11 protein-coding genes and 1 tRNA gene are annotated in these 19,878 nt (G+C 72.7%); 5 read left to right on the top strand and 7 right to left on the bottom strand.

Annotated elements, in window-relative coordinates; translation table 11 throughout:
- The first annotated feature begins 40 nt into the window (after window positions 1-40).
- Window positions 41-1,993 carry an acyl-CoA dehydrogenase family protein gene (locus GCG21_RS00260; protein WP_152817237.1) on the top strand — a complete coding sequence of 651 codons (1,953 nt, stop codon included), beginning with the start codon at window positions 41-43 and terminating at the stop codon, window positions 1,991-1,993.
- Window positions 1,990-2,826 (top strand): SGNH/GDSL hydrolase family protein, encoded by an 837-nt coding sequence (locus GCG21_RS00255; protein ID WP_228760069.1) that lies wholly within the window; start codon window positions 1,990-1,992, stop codon window positions 2,824-2,826. Before GCG21_RS00260 ends, GCG21_RS00255 begins: the two co-directional genes overlap by 4 nt.
- Window positions 2,827-2,833: 7 nt before the next feature.
- Here the strand turns inward: GCG21_RS00255 and GCG21_RS00250 are convergent, their stop codons facing one another.
- The 3 genes from GCG21_RS00250 to GCG21_RS00240 all read right to left on the bottom strand — a co-directional run bounded on the left by GCG21_RS00250 (window position 2,834) and on the right by GCG21_RS00240 (window position 7,765).
- A complete protein-coding gene (locus tag GCG21_RS00250; RefSeq protein ID WP_152817236.1) occupies window positions 2,834-3,310 on the bottom strand; it encodes a carboxymuconolactone decarboxylase family protein in 477 nt (158 codons plus the stop codon).
- Window positions 3,307-5,310, bottom strand: a complete 2,004-nt coding sequence (locus GCG21_RS00245; RefSeq protein WP_152817235.1) for a S9 family peptidase — start codon at window positions 5,308-5,310, stop codon at window positions 3,307-3,309. Before GCG21_RS00245 ends, GCG21_RS00250 begins: the two co-directional genes overlap by 4 nt.
- Before the next feature lie 109 nt (window positions 5,311-5,419).
- A complete protein-coding gene (locus tag GCG21_RS00240) occupies window positions 5,420-7,765 on the bottom strand; it encodes a bifunctional UDP-sugar hydrolase/5'-nucleotidase (RefSeq protein ID WP_152817234.1) in 2,346 nt (781 codons plus the stop codon).
- Between the two features lie 128 nt (window positions 7,766-7,893).
- Here GCG21_RS00240 and GCG21_RS00235 point away from each other — a divergent pair, with 128 nt between their 5' ends.
- The 3 genes from GCG21_RS00235 (at window position 7,894) to GCG21_RS00225 (ending at window position 13,322) form a co-directional block, all read left to right on the top strand.
- The gene (locus GCG21_RS00235; protein ID WP_152817233.1) at window positions 7,894-8,592 is read left to right on the top strand and encodes a hypothetical protein; all 699 of its coding nucleotides are present in this window, start codon (window positions 7,894-7,896) and stop codon (window positions 8,590-8,592) included.
- Window positions 8,593-8,686: 94 nt separating this feature from the next.
- Window positions 8,687-9,136, top strand: coding sequence for a nitroreductase family deazaflavin-dependent oxidoreductase (locus GCG21_RS00230; protein WP_152817232.1), 450 nt, complete (start codon window positions 8,687-8,689; stop codon window positions 9,134-9,136).
- Between the two features lie 130 nt (window positions 9,137-9,266).
- The gene (locus GCG21_RS00225) at window positions 9,267-13,322 is read left to right on the top strand and encodes a GDSL-type esterase/lipase family protein (RefSeq protein WP_152817231.1); all 4,056 of its coding nucleotides are present in this window, start codon (window positions 9,267-9,269) and stop codon (window positions 13,320-13,322) included.
- Between the two features lie 302 nt (window positions 13,323-13,624).
- On the opposite strand, the gene GCG21_RS00215 is transcribed toward GCG21_RS00225, so the two are convergent.
- From GCG21_RS00215 to GCG21_RS17070, 4 genes are all read right to left on the bottom strand, one after another.
- A complete protein-coding gene (locus GCG21_RS00215) occupies window positions 13,625-16,912 on the bottom strand; it encodes an exo-alpha-sialidase (protein WP_152817229.1) in 3,288 nt (1,095 codons plus the stop codon).
- A gap of 194 nt (window positions 16,913-17,106) precedes the next feature.
- A tRNA-Thr gene (locus tag GCG21_RS00210) sits at window positions 17,107-17,182 on the bottom strand.
- A gap of 114 nt (window positions 17,183-17,296) precedes the next feature.
- Window positions 17,297-18,076: a thioredoxin domain-containing protein gene (locus GCG21_RS00205; protein WP_152817228.1), complete on the bottom strand. Its 780-nt coding sequence runs from the start codon at window positions 18,074-18,076 to the stop codon at window positions 17,297-17,299.
- Window positions 18,077-18,126: 50 nt separating this feature from the next.
- A complete protein-coding gene (locus tag GCG21_RS17070; RefSeq protein ID WP_152817227.1) occupies window positions 18,127-19,785 on the bottom strand; it encodes a serine/threonine-protein kinase in 1,659 nt (552 codons plus the stop codon).
- Window positions 19,786-19,878: the final 93 nt, after the last annotated feature.

Genomic DNA, 19,878 nt, shown 5'->3' with positions numbered 1-19,878 from the left:
GGGGCACACTGGAATGGTCGGTTCGATGGTGGAGGCGATCATGAGCAATGCGTCGAGGGTCACGGAGCGTGATGCCCGCCGGGTGGCGGAACAGTCCCGGCAGACGGAGTGGGAGCACGATTCGTTCGCGCGACAGCTGTACCTGGGCGACTTCCGCCCGGAGCTGGTGTGGGAGAGTGAACGGCTCGACCCGGAGGTCCGCGTCCGGGGTGATGCGTATCTCGCGCGGCTGGAGCGCCACCTGCGTGAGAACGTCGACGGGTCCGTCATCGAGGCGGAGGACCGCATCGGCGACGACGTGCTCGCCGGCCTGATCGACCTCGGCGTCTTCGGCCTGAAGATCCCGCCCGAGTACGGGGGGATCGGCCTGGGCCAGGTCCACTACAACCGGACCCTCATGCTGCTCGGCTCCGCCCACCCGAGCATCGGCGCGCTCGCCTCGGCCCACCAGTCCATCGGCGTGCCCGAACCCGTCGAACAGTTCGGCTCCGAGGAGCTCAAGCACCGGTTCCTGCCGCGCTGCGCCGCCGGGGCCATCTCCGCCTTCCTCCTCACCGAGCCGGATGTCGGCTCCGACCCGGCGCGCCTGCAGGCCGCGGCCGTGCCGACCCCCGAGGGGGACTACCTGCTCGACGGGGTCAAGCTGTGGACCACGAACGGCGTGCTCGCCGAACTGCTCGTGGTGCTGGCCCGGGTACCCGAGCACGAGGGCGGCCGGGGCGGCATCACGGCGTTCGTGGTCGAGGCGGACAGCGAGGGGATCACGGTCGAGCACCGCAACTCGTTCATGGGGCTCAGGGGGCTCGAGAACGGCGTCACCCGCTTCGACGGGGTGCGGGTGCCGGCGGAGAACGTGGTCGGTCGGGAGGGGCAGGGCCTCAAGATCGCGCTCACCACCCTGAACACGGGCCGGCTCTCGATTCCCGCGATGTGCGTGGCGGGCAGCAAGTGGGCCCTGGGGATCGCCCGCGAGTGGTCGAACGCCCGCGTCCAGTGGGGCCGCCCGATCGGGCGGCACCCCGCGATCGGGCACAAGCTCGCGTTCATGGCCGCGACCACGTACGCGCAGGAGGCGGTCGTCGAGGTCGCCGGCGCCATGGCGGACTCCGGCGGCGTGGACATCCGCATCGAGGCGGCGCTCGCGAAGCTGTGGTGCAGCGAGATGGCCTGGCGGGTGGCCGACGACCTCGTGCAGATCCGGGGTGGGCGCGGCTACGAGACCGCGGCCTCGCTCCGGGCACGCGGGGAGCGCGCCGTGGCCACCGAGCAGTTGCTGCGGGATCTGCGGATCAACCGGATCTTCGAGGGGTCGAGCGAGATTATGCATCTGCTCATCGCCCGCGAGGCGGTGGACACGCACCTCTCGGTCGCCGGCCCGCTCATCGACCCCGAGGCCGGTGGGGCCGAGAAGTCCGCGGCGCTGGCCGCGGCGGCGACCTTCTACGCGGGCTGGCTACCGCGGCTCGCCGCCGGCCCGGGCACGCTGCCCGGCTCCTTCCGGGAGTACGGCCCGGCCGCGTCGCACCTGCGCTACGTCGAGCGGGCGAGCCGGCGCCTGGCCCGCTCGACGTTCTACGGCATGGCCCGCTGGCAGGGTCGCCTCGAGCACAAGCAGGGATTCCTCGCCCGGATCGTCGACATCGGCGCCGAGCTGTTCGCGATGACCGCGGTCTGGGCCCACGCCGACCGCGAGGGGACCGGCGCGGACGGAACGCCCGCGCTCACCGCCGACTCCCCCGCCGTGCTCGCCGACGCCTTCTGCCGGCAGTCGCGCCGGCGCATCGACTCGCTGTTCCGTGCCCTGTGGATCAACACGGACGCCCACGACGAAGACGTGGCCCGCCGGGTCCTCGACGGGGAGTTCACGTGGATCGAGGCCGGGGTGATCGACCCGTCCGCGGGCACCGGGCCGTGGATCGCGGAGGACCATCGCGGCCCCTCGTCCGAGCCGAACGTCCGCCGCCGCTACCGCACGAGCACGGTGGTGCGGTGACCGGCACGCCCGCCCTCCCGCTTCCCCGGCGCTACGTCGCGATCGGGGACTCCTTCACCGAGGGGCTGTGGGACACGGCGCCCGAGGACCCGGAGGTGCAGTACGGCTGGGCCGACCGACTCGCCTTCACCCTGAGCGGGTACCGGCACGAGGCCGGTCAGGAGCCGCTGGAATACGCGAACCTGGCCATCCGTGGGCGGCTCCTCGAGTCGATCCTCACCGATCAGCTCCCGCGCGCCCTCGAGCAGCGACCCGATCTCATCTCGATCGCCGGCGGCGGCAACGACGTGCTGCATCTGGGATGCAGCCCGGACCGGCTGGCCGCCCTGCTCGACGGGGCCGTCGCGCGAGTCCGGGCCACGGGCACCCGGGTGCTCCTGGCCACCGGCATGGACACCCGCGGGCTGGCCCTGCTCGGGGCGCTGCGACACAAGATCGCGATCTACAACGCCGACCTGTGGTCGATCGCCCACCGGCACGGCGCCGCGGTCATCGACCTGTGGGGGATGCGCTCGCTGCGGGACCGGCGCATGTGGGCCGAGGACCGGATCCACCTGAGCCCCGAGGGGCACCGCCGGGTCGCGCAGGCGGGCCTCGTGGCGCTCGGCCTCCCGCCGGGCGATCCGGGCTGGGAGCTCCCGCGCGGGCCCGGCGAAACCGTCGCCTCGCTCGCGCAGCTGCGGGACGACGCAGCCTGGCTTCGGCGCGACGTCTACCCGTGGGCGACGCGCAGGCTCCGTCGGGCCTCCACCGGTGACGCCCGGAGGGCGAAGTACCCCGACCTGCGCCTCGTCGAGGCCGCGGTCGATGCTCCCGGGCGCGCCGGGCGGTAGCCCCCGGTCACGACCCGGAGGGCTGCTCCCGCGGCGGGTGCACCGGCCGGTCGGCGTGGATCCAGATCCGGTTGGAGTCGTTGATCGCGATCGCGACCCAGGTGGCCGCGCTGATCTGCTCGGGGGCGAGCACCGCCGCGAGGGCCGTGTAGCCGTCGTCGTCCAGATGCCGCTGCGCGACCAGGGTGACCGCCTCGGCCAGCTCGAGGCACGCCCGCTCGACGTCGGAGAAGTAGCGGGTCTCGCGCCACGCCGTGAGCACGCCGATGCGTTCGACGGTCTCGCCGGCCGCGAGCGCCGCGGCGGTGTGCGCCTTGAGGCACATGGCGCAGCCGTTGAGCTGGGAGCAGCGCAGCCGGATGAGTTCGATCGCGCGCAGGTCGAGGCCGGCGGCGAGCGCGGCGGTCTTCGCCTCCTCCCCCAGCCGCTCGCTCGCGGCGAACGCCTCGGCGGCGTGGGCGGGATTCACTCGGCGGATGCTCATGATCGTGCGGCTCCTTCGGTCACCGGCAGGTGGCGCTGCCACCACGCGAGGATGTGGTCGAACCGGGCGCGGCGGTGCGCCGGCCGCCCGGACCGGGAGAGTTCGTGGCCCTCGCCCGGGAAGAGAAGGAACTCGGCGGGCACGCCCCGCCGTTTGAGCCCGACGAACCAGCGCTGCCCCTGTTCGAGGGGGCAGCGCCAGTCGTGCTCGGAGTGGATGACGAGCGTGGGCGTGCGCACCCGGCCGATCGCGGCCATCGGCGACTGCGCGGCCACGAGCTCCGGGTCGCTGCCCAGGTACTGCAGCCCGAAGAACCAGCCGATATCGCTCGATCCCTCGAAGGAGACCGGGTCGAGGAATCCGCGCTCGACGATCGCGCCGTGCCAGCGGTGGTCGATCGTCGTGAGCCAGGCCGTGAGGTAGCCGCCGTAGGAGCCGCCCATGACGCCGACCCGGCCCGGGTCGAGCCGGGGGTGGGCGGCGAGGGCGCCGTCGAGGAAGGCGAGCACATCCTGCGCGTCGAGCCGCCCCCAGCCGCCGATCGTGGCGCGCCCGTGTGCCTGCCCGTAGGAGGCGGAGCCGCGGGGGTTGCAGAACACGACGGCATAGCCCGCCGCCGTGTAGGCCTGGACCTCGTCGAAGTAGGTGGGCGAGTAGGCGGCGTGGGGCCCGCCGTGGATGAGCAGGAGCACGGGGTGGGGGCCCTCGCCCGCCGGCTGGGTCACCCAACCGTGGACCGGGTAGCCGTCCGCGGCGCTCACCTCGAGTTCGGCCGGTGTGAACACGCCCGCCTCCCGGCGCAGCCGTGCCGACAGGTCGGTCACCTGGCGGGCCTCGCCGTCGGCCCCGATGTGCCACAGGTCGCCGGCCGAGCCGATCCCGGCGGCGACCGCAAGCGCGCCCGCCGAGGTCCCGATCCCCGCGGCCGACGTGACCGTGACGGGGCCGGAGAGCATGCTCGTGAGCTCGCCGTCGTAGCGGAGCAGCTCGACGCTTCCCCGGCGCTCCCGGGCGATCACGACTCCTCCCTGGACGGCGCAGAATCCGTCCGCGACGAGCCCGCCGGCCTGCGGGTCCGTGTGGACCCGAAGGTCGATCAGTTCCGTGCCCACGAGGTCCGCGGAGGCGAGCGCGGCCCGCTTGCCGATGAAGTCGGTGCGGTCCGGCCCGTAGTCGGCGAGCAGCAGCCAGACGCGCCGCTCGTGCGTGAGGTCGCGCACGAGGCCGCCGACGATCCACGCACCGGTGTCGACCACGCTCGCCGTGCCGTCCGGGCGGATGCGCACGAGCTCGCAATGGTGCGCGCCGCGCACCTCGCGCAGCGCGAGCAGATCCTCGCCGAACCAGATCGGCGCCCGGAACGCACCGGCCCCGCTCGTGACGGCGACCGGTCGGGTGGGTGCGCCGGCGCGCGCGGGGCGGGCGACGTCGTCCAGAGGCGCTGGATCGGCCTGCGGATCGGCCTGGGGATCGAGCGGGCCGGGCAGGGTGAGGGTGAACACGCGCTCGGGCCGGTCGAGGTGGAAGCCGGTGCCCTCGGCGCGGTAGTCGAGGTGGGTGATGTGCCGGGGCGGCTCGGCGTGGGCATCGACCGCCGCGTCGGTTCCGTAGCGGCCCGGTTCGGGAACGCGCGCCGCGTAGGCGAGCCGGGTCGAATCCGCGGAGAACCGCAGCGGACCACTCACCCCGCACTCGTGATCGGTGAGCACGAGCGGCTCGCCGCCGCCGGTCGGCATGACCGCGACCTGCGGCAGGCCGTCCGCACCGGCGCGCAAGAAGGCGAGCCGGCGACCGTCCGGCGAGCAGACCGGGGCCGTGTCGAGCTCGCCGTGGGTGAGCGGGGTGAGATCGCCGGTCGCGAGGTCGACCCGCCAGAGCCGGCTGCGGTAGGCGTCCGCCGCCAGGTCCGCGCCGGTGACGGCCACCGCGGCCCAGCCGCCGTCCGGGTGCGGGGCGGGCGTGCCGAGGGTGCGGATGAGCGCGAGCTGGTCGGGCGTCATGGGCACGAGCCTAGATCCTCCCGCGGACACGGGCCGGACGGGGTGGGGCCGGGTCGGACGGTGGGGCCGGGCACCCTGATCACCCGCGCCCGGCCCCACCCTCGCACGCTCAGTCGCGGGCGCTGCTGCGGCGGCGGCGCGCCACCGCGACCGCGGCCGCGCCGTTGAGCAGGAGCAGCACTCCCACGATCGCGGCGAGGTCGACATCCGCGCCCGTGTCGGGCATCGAACCGCCCGGCACGGTGACCGAGGGTGTCGGCGCCGGCGTCGCCGAGGTCGTCGGCGTCGGCGTCGGCGAGGCGGTGTCCGTCGGGGTCGGGCTCGCCGCGGCGGCGGTGAGGGCGACGCCGAACCAGACCGAGTACCCGTTGACCGCGTCGGTCACCTGCAGGCGCCAGGCCTGCGGATCCTCGCCGAGCCCGTCGATCTCGGGCACCGTGAGGCGCACCTGGGCCCGGCCGACCTCGTCGGTGGTGTCGACGATGCTCGGGTCGAGCGGGGTGGTGCCGAGGTCGACCGTCTCCTCCGTGTCGGGGTTGACGAGCGCCAGGCCGAGCACCTCGGGCTTCGGCTCGTTCGTGCTGAACAGCATCGAGGACAGGTCGAGGGAGATCTCCTCCCCCACCCGGTAGGTGTCCTCCTGGCTCGTGTTCCAGTGCACCCCGATCGCGCGCTGGTCGTAGTCCGGCGTGACCACCTCGCCCGCCGCCTCGGCGGCCTTGAAATAGTCGACGAACGCCGCGAGATCCACGATGCCGGAGTCGGCGTAGTCCGCCCCCTCGCCGAGGGTGGTGAAGTTGTCGCCGCCCGAGGCGAGGAAGTTGTTGGCCACGACCCGGTAGGTGGCGTCGGGGTCGAGCTGTTCGCCGCCGATCTCGACGTAGGTGATGTGCTCGCCCGTCGGGGCGGCCGGATCGTAGAAGTACCACATGCCGGACAGGCCGAGCTTGAGGAACGGGCGGCTGGCGCCCTCGGGCTGCCACTGCTCCTCGAGCACCTGCTTGATCTGGGCGCCGGTGAGATCGAATGTGTTGAGCGTGTTCGCGAACGGCTGCACGGTGGCGGCCTGCTTGTAGGTGACCGTGCCGTCGGTGCCGTACTTGATGTCGGTGCGAATGCCGCCGGGGTTCATGAACGCGACGACCGGCAGGTCGTCCGTGGCCGCCTGCTCGTCGATCGCCCAGATCTGGGCATCGGCGATGAGGTTGCCGATCGTCGACTCCCCACCCCGGTTCTCGATCGGTTCGCCGGTCTCGGCATCCACCTCGCTCTGCACGGCGCGGTTGAGGTCGTCGCTCACGTGGCCGATGACCTGACCGCCCAATTCCTCGGCCGCCTCGACCGCGGTCCGCACGACGTCCTTGACCGCGTCGACCACGTCGTTGCCCTCGGGCACCGGGTAGTAGACGGTCGCGCCCTCGTCGTCCTTCCAGGAGAGCGGGATCATGTCGCTCGCGGCCCCGGAGAGGCTGAGCTCCCGGGTGTCGCCGCTGCCGGTGACGGCGAACGACAGCGTGATCCGGCCGAGGTTCGCACCGAAGGAGCCGGTCTGGATCACCGGCATGCCGTCGACGGCGACCTCGTACATGACGTGGGTGTGGCCGGAGAAGATTCCCGCGATGTCGCCGCGGTCGGCCATGTCCTGCACGAATCGCCCGAAGTGGGTGGCCGTGTCCGTCACCGCGGCGGCATTCGCGCCGCCGTCGTGGATGAGGACGACGATCGCGTCCGCGTCCGCCACCTCGGTGTTCTCCTCGATCACCCGGTCGACGGCGTCGGCCGGGTCGCCGAAGTCCAGGCCGGCGATCCCCGCCGGGGTCACGAGCGAGGGCGTCTCCTGGGTGACGACCCCGATGAACGCGATGCTCGCGCCGTTGGCGGTCTCGATCACGTCGTATTCCTGCAGCGCCGGGTCCCCGGTGCTCTCGTCGTAGACGTTGGCGCCGAGGTAGGGCCAGTCGAGCGCGTGGCCGGCGAAGTCCCCCGTGCCGTCGATCCGCTCCTTCAGCGTGGCGATCCCCTGGTCGAACTCGTGGTTGCCGACCGAGGAGACGTCGAGCCCCATGGCGTTGAAGACGTCGGTCGTGGGGATGTCGTCGCCGATCATCGAGGTGAACGTCGAGGCTCCGAAGAGGTCGCCGGCGCCGACGAAGACCGTGTCGGCGTTGTCGGCCCGGACGTCCTCGACGGCCGCGGCGAGCCTGGCGGCCGCCCCCGTGTTCTCGTCCGCGATCGTCACGGTGCCGTCGGCATCGGTGGAGACCTTGAGGCCCTCGTCGATCCGCCCGTGGAAGTCGTTGACGCCGACGAGGTCGACCGTGAGGGTGTCCCCGTCGATGTCCGCCGCCGCGGGAACCGCGGTGGCCACGCCCGCGAGGGCCAGTGCTGCGACCCCGAGGGCCGCCGCCGGTCCGCGCCACGATGCGCGACCGGCCGTCATGGTGCCGAGTCTCATGTGCTTGTCCTAGCTATCGACAGTGATCCGCCCAGTGCGAGCACCCTAGCCCCCCGAGCCCGGCCGTGGCGACGGTTCGGTGAAGAATTGTCAGCAGCGCGCGGGTGCCGATGCACTACGGTGTGCTCATGATCTCGACGAGGCGGTCCCCTTCCCGGCGCGTGGTGCGTGGCTCCGTGGCGGCCGGCATGGGAATGCTGCTGCTCGCCCTCGGCGCATGCACCGCGCCGAGCGGGCCGAGTGGGCCGAGCGGGCCGAGCGGGCCCGACGCCGGGGCCGCGACGACGGGCGGTGTCGACGAGCCGTCCGCCACGACGGAGCCGGTGACCGAACCGGTCGAGCCGACCACCGACCCGACCGAGCCGACCATGCCCTCCCCGGCCGGGGCCGAGTGCCTCATCGGCGAGTGGCAGGTCTCGCAGGACACCCTCCAGGGGTATTACGACTCGCTCGAGGTTCCGGCCGGCTTCGCGATCGAGGGCGGCACCGGGTTGACGTTCACGGCCGACCGGTACACCTACACCCCCGACTTCACCCTGACGATGGACATCGCGGGCCAGCGCGCGAGCGGCATCACGACCGGCTCGGTGAGCGGCAGCTACACGGCCGAGGACGGCGTGATCAGCACGAGCGGCGATGAGAACAACCTCGAGCTGACGATCGAGGTCGGCGGTCAGTCGATCGACGGCGGCGCCGCGGCGGGCGACCTGCTCGACTCCGTGCCCATTGCGTCCGCACCGTTCGAGTGCACGCCCGAGGGCCCGATCCTCATGTTCGGGGCCGGGTCCGCGGGCCGCGTGCCCGTGCAGCTGGAACCGGCGGGGTAGCTCGGGCCGGCGCAGACCCCACCGGGCCGACAGGGCCCCCGGGGCCCACGGGGCCCACAGGGCCCGCGCCGGGCGCCGGGGCTAGGTTGGACTCATGCCACTCGAGGGAACCTACGAACCGAGTTCGGATCCGGCCGCGGCCTGGGCGCGTGAGCAGGCGGAGCTCTACGAGGGCTCCGGCGGGACGAAGGGCACGACCCTGCACGGGCGCCCGGTCGTGCTCGTCACGTCGATCGGCGCCCGATCGGGCCGGTTGCGCAAGACGCCGGTCATGCGCGTCGAACACGAGGGCGAGTATGCGGTGATCGCCTCCAAGGGCGGCGCGCCGAACCACCCGGCCTGGTACCACAACCTCGTCGCGCATCCGCAGGTCGAACTGCAGGACGGCGCCGACCGGCACGACTACATCGCCCGGGAGGTCTCCGACCCCGAGCGCGCCCGCTGGTGGGCCCGCGCCGTCGACGCCTTCCCGCCCTACGCGTCCTACCAGGAGAAGACCGACCGGCTCATCCCGGTCTTCGTGCTCACCCGGATGAGCGACTGACCCCGGGGCCGCCGGCCCAGGTCGACCGGCCCGGCACACCCGAACGCTCATAAGGCGTCGGCTCCGGTGAGCACGAGTGTGCGATAGAGTCAGGACGTCCCACATACGATGTCGTATAGAGGAGTGGCGCATGACAGCCCCCCGATCCCTTGTCGCCCTGGCCTCGGCCGTCGGACTCCTGATGGGAGTCACCGCCGTCACCGCCGGCGCGACCGGCCCCACCGCGCCACCCGCCGCGCCCCCGCAGGCGCAGGCCGCCGCGCCGGCCCCCACGCCGTCCATGACGTTCGGCTGGGGCCTGAACGCCGAGGACCGGGTCTTCGACGGCACCGCCGTCCTCGACCGCAGCGTGAACGTCGGGCTGGTCGACTCCCTCGAGTCCGGTTCGTTCCAGGTCGCCTTCGCCACGACCGCCACGGACGCGAGCACGCTCCTGGCCCTGAGCGACACCACCCGCGACGACTCCCACCTCACACTCGGGCTCGACGACGCCGGCCGGCTCACCTACCGGGTGGTGCGGGCCGGAGCCGTGCTCACCGACGTGGTCTCCCCCGGGGCGTTCAACGACGGTTCACCACATCTCGTGCAGGTGGCCGTCGCGGGGAGCAGGGTGACGATCGACGTCGACGCCTCCCCCGTCCTCTCCGCCGCCGGCACCGCCTTCGCCGCCGCCGTGCCGGGCGCGAACTCCTTCACCTTCGGCGGGCGGCTCAGCGCCTCCGACCCGGTCGGCACCGACCTGTTCACGGGCACGATCTGGCGGGTCACCGCCTACGACCAGCCGCTCGGCTCGGCCGACCTGGCCGCCCAGGCGGGGGCCAAGGGCATTCCCGCCGAGGCCGTCCTGCCCGACGTCGGGGCCGTCCGCAACCTGCTCGCGGATCCCGATGCGGACGACACGCTCGTGTTCACCGGCGACTCGATCACCCACGGCGCGCTGTGGACCTTCGGCTGGAGGTCCTGGTCCGAACACGTCGACTCCTACCTCCGCGCGGAGTTCCCGGGCGCCGAGCACCGCGTGGTCAACACCGCCGTCTCCGGCAACACCGCCCGCGACATCCTCGAGGACTGGACGAACCGGGTGAGCCGATGGGACCCGGCCGCCGTCACGATCATGATCGGCATGAACGACGTCGTCCACCTCGGCGGCGCGAGCGGTATCCCGACGTTCCGGGAGCAGCTGACCGAGGTCGCGACCACGATCCGCACCGGCGGCGCGATCCCGATCTTCGCCACCTCCGAACCGATCCGCGGCGGCGACGGCGGCAACCGCGCGGCCTACTCGCAGTACGTCGCCGCCGTCCGCCAGGTGGCCGCCGAGCAGCGCGTCTTCGTCGTGGACATGTACACCGACTGGCTCCGCCGCAACGACGGCACTGTGCCGGCCGGCTGGTGGGGCGACTCGATCCACCCGGGCGGGCAGGGACACTACGAGTTCGCCCGGCACTTCCTCCGCTCCGTCGGGCTGCTCGACCCGGCGAGCGCCTTCGCCTCGCTGTCGGTGCCCCCGACCTCCGCCCCGCCCGTGCCCGCGACCTCGCTCGCGACCGAACTGACCAGCTCCCAGGTCGGGATCGCACCGGGCGGCACGGTCACGATGACGGCCACCGTGCGGCCCGGCGACTACCCCGCCCGCGGTGTCGAGTTGGAACTGACACCCGATCCGGCGCTCACGGTCACCGGGGCGCTCGAGACGAGCCCCGGCGCCGAGGTGACGCAGCGGGGAGACGGGACCTACGTCGTCCGTTCGAACAGCGCGATCGCGGCGGGATCCGCGCTCACGGTCGAGCTCACGGCGACGGCGCCCGCAGCCGAGCACGAGCTGGTCTCGACCGCGCTCGCCACGGCGACGAACACGGTGGCGGCCGCGCAGCCGGTCACGCTGCGGCAGGCGGTCACGACCGAGCCGGCCGAACGCACTCGGCGCCCGGCACAGGGCCGCACGCAGACCTACGGCTGGACGTTCGCCGATCCGGTCCTCGACGGCACCACCCCGGTGGATCAGAGCTTGCACATCTCCTGGATCGAGGGCCGGCGCGAGGGCTCCATCCAGCTGTACGCCTCGACCACGTCGACCGGCACGGGCACGCTGCTCAGCCTCGGCAGCTCCGCGCACCCGGGCGACTCCCTCGCCGTGGGTATGGACGACGGCCGCGTCACCTACCGGGTCGTGAGCGGCGGCGAGGTGCTCGCCGACGTGCGCACGGAATCGCGGTACAACGACGGGAACCGGCACCTCATCTCGGTCGGCAGCCAGGACGGCCACCTGACGATCTTCGTGGACGCGATCCCCGTGCTCGTGGAGCCGGGACGCGCGTTCGTGGCGGATATCGCCGACCTCGATCGGTTCGTCATCGGCGGCCTCGTGGCCGGCGACGAGGTGACGGACCCGTTCACGGGCGAGATCCGGCGGGTGTCCGCCTGGAACGTCGTGCTCGGCACGGGGGCGCTCAGCTCCATGGGCATCGACGGCGCCACGTTCGCCCCGGCGGACGCCGCCGCGCTGCGCACCCTGGTCGACCGGGACTCGACCTGGCTGTTCACCGGCGATCTCGGCCCGGGCGTGCCGCGCACGGGCGGTGCGCGGGACTGGGTCGGCCACCTCGAGGAGCGGCAGCGGTGGGAGCGGACTCACCGCTCGAGCTTCGTCGTGGACACGACGGAGACGTCGAGCACCGTGGCCGAGTTGCTCGCCGACTACGACCGCCGCATCGGGGATGCCGGAGCGGGGATCGTCTCGATCGTCACGGGCGCCGAGGCCTCGGACGTGGCGGACTACCGCGCCGACCTCATCACGCTCATCGAGCGGGTGCGCACGGACGGCGCCGTGCCGATCCTCGTGCTCGCCCAGGCGGGGACGGACGACGGCCACCTCGCCGCCGCGCGCGCGGTCGCCGTCACGGAGTCGGTGCTGCTCGTCGACCTCGGCACGGACTGGCTGCTCCGCAATCAGGGCCACGTCCCCGCCTCCTGGCTCGGCTCGCCCGGTGACGATCCGGCGCTCACCGGCATCGGCGCCGCGAACGCGGCCGGGCAGTACGAGTTCGCCCGCACGTTCGGCCAGGCGCTGCAGACGTGGGACGCGAACGCGAACACCGGGAAGATCAGGTTCGCGCCGGTGTCCACGCTCACCGCGGATCTGACGACGACGGCCGCGACCGCCCGCAGCGACTCCCCGGTCGACCTGACCGCGACCGTGACGGCCGGGACGGCCCCCGTCCGCGACGGCGTGATCACCGTCGTGACCGGTCCCGGACTGGAGTTGACCGCCGCCCCCGAGTCGAGCCTGGGTACGGTCGTTCTCGGCGCGGACGGCAGCTATCAGGTGGTGCTCCCGTCAGCGGTGGCGCCGAGCACGCCGGTGACGATCAGCGCCTCGGCACGGGTGGACGCGCCGGCGGGTTCGGTCGTGTGGGCGGGGCTCGAGGTGAGCCTGGCCAATTCCGCGGGCCTCACGGCCGATCCGCGCGTGCAGGTGGCCGTGGTCGAGGGCGGCGGGGACGAGGGCGGCGGGGACGACGGCTCGGAGGGCACGGCCGACGCCGACGGCACGTCCGATACCGGCGGAACCGACAGCACCGACGGCACCGACGGCAGTGACGGCACCGACTCGGGCACTGACGGGGCCGACTCGGGCACCGAAGGAACCTCCGAAATCGGCGGCGCCTCCGACAGCGACGGGGCCGACGCGGGCACCGACGGGACCAGTGGGGCCGACGACAGCGAGGGCACCGGCGGCACCGGCCCGGCCGGGTCGGCCGACACCGGCGGTGCTGGCGGGTCGGACGCCTCGTCCGACCCGGATGACGGCTCGGCGTCCGGCGGTACCGCCGACACCGGCGGAACCGGCGGAACCGGCGCCCACGGGACGACCGACACCGAAGGTCTGAGCGCCACGACCGCGGGTGGCTCCGGTGACACCGGGGCGCCGGCGGAGTCGAGTGCCGGTGGAGCCTCGGCCACGGAATCGGACGCGGATTCCGGCGGTGCGTCCGCAGCCGCTGACGACGCGCCCGAGGATCGCGACCGGGAGGCCGGTGCCGCCGCACCGGACGCCCCGAGCCAGGTTCCTCCCACTCAGTTGTCCGCGACGGGCGTCCAGGTGGGCACAGTCCTCCTCCTGGCCGCACTGACGGCCCTGGCGGGGATCGCACTCGCGCATGCGAGGCGCCGCGCCGACGGCTGAGGCTGCCACGGTCGGGCACCGCTTCCCACGAGGGAGCGGTGCCCGACTCGTTCCCGGCACTTCCACACTCCGACGCTCCGACACTCCGGCGCACACCCGCGCATGCGCGTACGCGGGCTCGGCGGTCGGCGGTCGGCGGTCGGTGGTCGGCGGTCGGTGATCTGTACCTGGACCTGAACCTGAACCTGGACCTGAACCTGAACCTGGACCTGGACCTGGACCTGGACCTGGACCTGAGACGACACGACTGTGGCACCCATCGATCGATGGGTGCCACAGTCGAATCAGGAGGGGCCGGCGGATCAGGCGTTCAGTCGGCGACCCCTGAGTGCCATGCCCAGGCCGATCAGGGTCAACGCGAGCAGGCCCGCCGCGGTTGCTGCGATCCCGGTCGACGGCAGCCGGTCGGCTCCCTCGTCACCCGAACCGGCGTCGGAGCCGTCGGGGCTGTCCGCACCGGCGCCCGAACCATCTGCACCGGCGTCCGAGCCATCCGCGCCGACATCAGCACCGTCGGAGCCGTCCGACCCGCCGTCGGAACCAGCGCCCGAACCGTCAGCACCGGCATCAGAGCCGTCCGACCCGCCGTCGGAACCAGCGCCCGAACCATCAGCATCGACATCGGCACCGTCGGATCCACCGTCGGAGCCGTCCGACCCACTGTCGGAACCAGCGTCCGATCCGTCAGTACCGGCGTCCGAGCCATCCGCGCCGACATCAGCACCGTCGGAGCCGTCCGACCCGCCGTCGGAACCAGCGTCCGAACCGTCAGCACCGGCATCGGAGCCGTCCGCACCGCTGTCGGAACCAGCGCCCGAACCGTCAGCACCGGCATCGGAGCCGTCCGAGCCGTCGGACCCACCGTCGGAACCGTCACTCCCGGCATCCGACCCGTCGCTGCCGGCGTCCGAACCATCCGACCCGTCGGCGTCGGCGTCCGACCCGTCCGAGTCGCCCGTGCTGCCACTGGTGAGGATCACCACGGGGGAGTCGAGCGCGATGCTGCCGATGCTCGGCCCGCTCTCGCCCCCCTCCCGGGCATCCCAGGACGTGACCGGCGCGAACTCACCGGCGTCGAGGTCGGCCTGGGTCACCACGTGGAAGGCCGTCGTGCACTCGTACCCGCCGTCGGTCGGTAGTGCGCGGTAGCGGCAGTTCGGCGCCCCGTCGTCGGGGTCGAAGCCCTCGAGCGTTCCGTCCGGAACGACAGCGATCGGGCCACCGGAGATGTTCTCCACGGCGAAGGTGAACTCGAGCCGGTCACCGACCTCGTAGGTGTCCAGGTCCTTCGGGTTCGTGTGGGTCCCGACCACGGTGATCGGTTGCCCGACGGGCGCGTTGACCCGCACGGAGAGCGACCCCGACGACGAGCCCCGCGGCGTCGTCAACGTCAGCGGGATGCGCACCGTCTGCGGCACCTCGCCCGCCGGCACGGCGATGGTCACCGGCACCCGCACAGAGCCTCCGGGGGCGATCTCCGGCACGACGGCCTCGGACGCGGTCCACCCGGCCGGCAGGTCGAGCGCGATGGCCGCCCCGGTGAGCGCGGCCGAGGTCTGGTTCGTGACCGTGAGCTGCACGTCGACGCTCGATCCCGGGTCGACACTCGCCTCATCGGCCGTGACGCCGGCGCAGATCCCGCCGAGCCAGGCGAGGTTGAAGTTGGCGTAGGCGATGCCGCCGCCACCGCCACCGGGCTCGTACAGGAGACCGATGCTGCCGTCGGGCTGGGTCGCGAGCGTGGAGTAGGCCATCCCGCCCGGCTCGAACGTCTTCGAGATCGGCCAGGTCTGCCCGTCGTCGCAGGACATCCGAATCGTTCCATTGGTCCGGCTCGTGGTGCTGGCGGAGTTGGAGAACAGCAGGATCCTCGCCTCGTCGCTCCCCTCGGCCGCGTTCGGGAAGGCCCGGATGATCGACGCGTTGTTCGTCGGGTCCGGGAGCTCCCGGTCGAGGGTGACCTCGCCGTAGGTCACGCCACCGTCGGTGGAGAAGGCGACCTTGCGGTAGCCGCTCCGGGCGCTGTCACGGGAGTTGAGCATGACGCGGCCATCGGAGAGTTCGACGGTCTTGTTCTCGTCCATCGACACCCCGACCGGCGTCCCCGCCTGCCACCTGTCGCCGTGGTCGTCGGAGTAGACGCTCACGGCCTTGATCACCCCCGCGACCATGACCGGGAACTGCTGGATGAGCCGGCCGGCGTGCTCGCCGTACTTGAGCTGGATTCCCTGCCCGGAGGTCGCGAACCGGCTGGTCCACGACGGGTCCGGGGTGATCTGGTCGGTGATGATCTCGTGGGTCCAGGTGCGGCCGCCGTCGGTCGAGCGCGACACCTCGACGTGGGCGACGTTCCGGTCGCTCGGATCGGTTCCGGCGTGTGAACCGAAGAAGCCCTGGTCCTGCGAGTACACGTGGAAGTTGAAGACCTCGCCGGTGATCCGGTCCACGATATAGCTCGGGTCGGAGAAGCCGTGGATGGGCCGGCTCACCTTCCCGGCGTGGATGACGGTCTGCTCCTCCCAGGTCTGGCCGCCGTCGGTGCTGCGCCGCTGCAGGATCGAGTTCGGCCCGGGGGAATCGGCACCGGTCGGACGCCCGTCGTAGGAGGCGAGCAGGTCGCCGCTGTTGGTCACCGCGAGCGCCACGATCCGGTAGTTCGGGAAGCCGCCGACGCCGTTCGTGGCGAGCTGCGTGCTGGTGTAGAAGGGCTCGCCCTCCCACGAGGCGTCGAAGTCGAGGCCCCCGTTGCCGGCCTCGGTGTGGTCGACGAGGCCGACCGGATCCCCGACGATCTCGATGCTCTCCTGCGCCCCCGGGTAGCCGGTGCCCGTGTGGATCGCCCACGTGGCGGTGGGCACGAAGGAGCCGGCCTCGAGGTCGGCGGCCGTCACGGTGTGCCGCGGGGTGCCGCACTCGTACGTCGTTCCGGCGGGGTGGCTCGACCACTTGCAGCCGGCGTCGCCGTCGAGGTTGCTCTCGAGGAGCTGGGTGGAGCGCGCCTCGTCGAGAAGATTGGTGACGACGTAGGCGAACTCGAGCACGTCGCCCACCTCGTAGTCGTGGTCGGCCTGGGCGTTGGTCGCGACGACCTCGGCCCTGATGCCCGGTCCGATGAGGTCGACCGGCTCGCCGACGACCTCGACCTCGGACGCGATCCCGACGTAGTCGATGCCCGAGTGGATGCCCCAGGTGGCGGTCGGGGTGAACGCGCCCGCCGCGAGGTCGGCCGCCGTCACCGTGTGCGTGGCCCGGCCGACGCAGCGCTGCTCGGCACCCGGGGCCGCCTTGAACCACTTGCAGCCCTCATCCCCGTCGAGGTTGCTCTCGACGAGGCTCAGGCTCCGGTCCTCGTCGAGGAGGTTGACGACGACGTAGGTGAAGGCGAGCACGTCGCCGACGGCGTACTCCCCGTCCTCCGCGGGATCGACGAACTCGATCTCCGCCGAGATGCTGCCGTCGTCGGACGTGGCCGCCTCCGCGGCCACGGGCGCGAGGCCCAGCAGCCCGAGCGAGGTCGCTGCTGCGACGAGCAGCCCGAGCAGTCCTATGGCCCTGCCTCGTCGACGAGGGCCCATGGCGATTCCTGTCATCCCATACCTTTCAGAGCGTCCCTGCTGCTGATGTGCGTTCATGCACGACGATGTGAGCACCTGCGTTCACGATTGTCGCGTGCAATCAGTCATCGTACGTCCTCCGGTGGACGTCGACAAGCCCGGCCGGGCAGTCGAACGCGGCAACCACTGTGCGCACTGTGCACACGGCAACGAACTGCTGAGCCCCTCTATGGAGCCACCTGTCGGGCTCGAACCGACGACCTGCTGTTTACAAGACAGCTGCTCTACCAACTGAGCTAAGGTGGCGCGCCCCGCGGGCAGGTCGATTCTGCCAGAGCGGGTCGTGATGGCGAAAACGGCATGTGGCCGGCGGCCGGGGCGTCCTCCCCGGTGCCGCCGGCCACCGGCCGTCGGGATCGATCAGCCCGCGAGTTCCTCGATGTGGTCGCGCAGCACGCCGGGCTGGGTCCAGTTGTACTTCTTGGTGTCGAGCGGGGTGCCGTTGATGACGACGCTCGGCGTCCCGGTCACCCCGTCGCGCGTGGCCTGCTGGGAGGCGGCGTCGACCCAGTCGCCGTAGGTGAGGTCGCCGAACGTGTCCGCGACCTCCTGGGGAACGCCGGCGTCGACCGCGATGCCGGCGATCTCCTCGTCGGTCAGCCCCGTGGTGTTCTCCGCCGGCTGCTGCTCGAACATGGCGGTCATGAAGTCGAGCGCCTGGTCGGGGGCGTCCTCGGCGACCGTGACGAACGCGTTCGCCGCGCGTGTGGAGTAGGCCGTGCCCTGGGAGTAGCGGTCGAGGAAGTTGACGGGGTGGTAGACGACCGTGGCGGTCCCCGCCTCGACGAGCTCGACGAGGTCGGCGCCGTTCACCTCCTCGAAGTCGCCGCAGATCGGGCACATGAAGTCGACGTACACCTGCACCACCGGGCCCGAGCCGACGACCCCGACGCCCTGGTCGCTGAAGGCGATCCCGCCGTGCGTGTCCGCGGCCGCCGGCGCGGTCCCCTCGAAGTCGCTCAGCAGGGTCTTCTGCGACGCCTGGTAGATCACGATCCCCGCGACCACGAGCAGCGCGATCACGGCGGCGATGATGATGATGAGGATGTTGCGGGTGCGGTTGTCGGAGGAGGCCTGCTTGGCGGCGATCTTCTCGGCTTGCTTGCGAGCGTCTTCACGGCGCTTGGTGTTCGCTGACATGGAACTCTTTCGGAAGGTCGAGGGCGGTCGGCAGTGCCTAGGATACGCACTCACGGCGTGGGCATCGGGAACGGGTCCCACGAGGCGGAATCCACCTGCCCCAGCGCCCAGAGCGCGACCACCCCGAGCAGGACGACGGCCACCACCGTGGCCCCCGCCGCCGCGCCGCGATTCGGCATCATCACGGCCCACACCCGCCGCACCCCCGCCCGGGCGGCCCCCGAGCTGGGAACGAACCAGGCCATGAAGGCCAGCAGTGCCACGGCGAGCCCGGCCGCGAGGCCGGCGGCGATGAACCGCCCGAGCACGAGCCACGCCCCGAGCGCCACCACCGCCCCCGCGATGAGGCCGGGCAGCGCCGTCACCACGCCGCTGACCAGATGCACCGGGGCGGCGAGCCACACGAGCGCGCCGTCCCGGCGGCGCCGACCGAACCGCATCCGCCGGTCCCGCAGCCGCCGCTCCCCCCAGCCCCACGCGCCCGCGCCCGCGAGCACGGCGGCGAACGCGATCGTCGCGCTGCCGGCCGCGCGGACGGCGAACGCCACGAGCACGAGCCAGGCGAGCGTCGTCATCACGGGCCGGGAGGGTGCCGGGCGCAGTCCCCGCTCCGCGAGGTCCGGCGCGTAGTACGGCTCCGGTCCCGGATAGGCCCGCACGGGTTCGGCCACGGTGGAGTGGAACCGGGGCCAGGACTCCACGAGGGAATCGCGGGCGACCCGCTGCGCCGGCGGCGGACCGCCCGGCGGGTAGCTCGGCGGCGGCGCACCGGCGGGCCCGGCGGTTCCGGCAGGGCCGGCGGTTCCCACGGGGCCGGCGGTTCCCACCGAGCCGTACGGGGGCTGCGAGCCATGCCCGTCGCGGGCACCGGCGACGGCGGCCGGGGGCACGCTCACGTGCCGGCCGCGGGCGATCTCGCCGAGCAGCTCGACCACGTCCGCCGGCGGCAGCCGGTACCGCGGATCGGGGTTGAGCGCCACGGTGAGCACCTCGGCGACGGGTCGCGGCAGTCCCTCGACGTCGACGCGGCCCTCGGTCGCGCGGGCGAGGGTCGCGGGGCCGGTGCCGAACGGTTCCCGCCCGGTCGCCGCGAACACGAGGAGGGCGGCCCACCCCCACCAGTCGCCCAGCTGGTCGGGCGCGGCCCCGCCGAGCACGACGGGATCGACGTAACCGGGGGTGCCGGTGACCAGACCGGTGCGGGTGATCCGGGCGTCGTCCACGAGCTGGGAGATGCCGAAGTCGATGAGCACGGGCCCGGCCTCGGTGAGCATGACGTTGCTCGGCTTGAGATCGCGATGGACCACGTGCACGCCGTGGATCTGCTGGAGCGCCGTGGCCAGCCCGGCGGCCAGATCGGCGAGCTCGCGGATCTCGAGCGGGCCGTGGGTGTGCACGGACTGGTCGAGCGGCTGGCCGTGGATGAGTTCGGTGACGATGAACGCCTCCGTGGAGTCGACCTCGGCGTCGATCACCTGGGCCACCTGCGCCCCGCGCACCCGGTGGAGCGTGGCCACCTCCCGGCGCAGTCGCTCCCGGCTCTCCGGGTCGGCGGCGAAGGCGGGGTGGAGCGCCTTGAGGGCGACGGTCAGCCCGGCGCCGTCCGCGGCCTCGTAGACGGTTCCCATGCCGCCCGTTCCCAGGACCCGTCGGAGTTCGTAGCCGCCGATCTGCCCCAACGGCTCGCCCGGGTCCTCGTCACTGCTCATGCATGGAAACTACGACACCGCCTGCTCCGAGACCATTCGGCTCGCGGACCGCGGCCCCCTGGCGCCGTCGGGGGGCTGGCCTAGTGTGGAGGG

Origin of the sequence: Pseudactinotalea sp. HY160, assembly GCF_009372055.1 — a bacterium.
Classification (GTDB): Bacteria; Actinomycetota; Actinomycetes; order Actinomycetales; family Beutenbergiaceae; genus HY158.
Note: the sequence above shows the minus strand (reverse complement) of the source record. Positions and strands in the feature narration are given on the sequence as shown.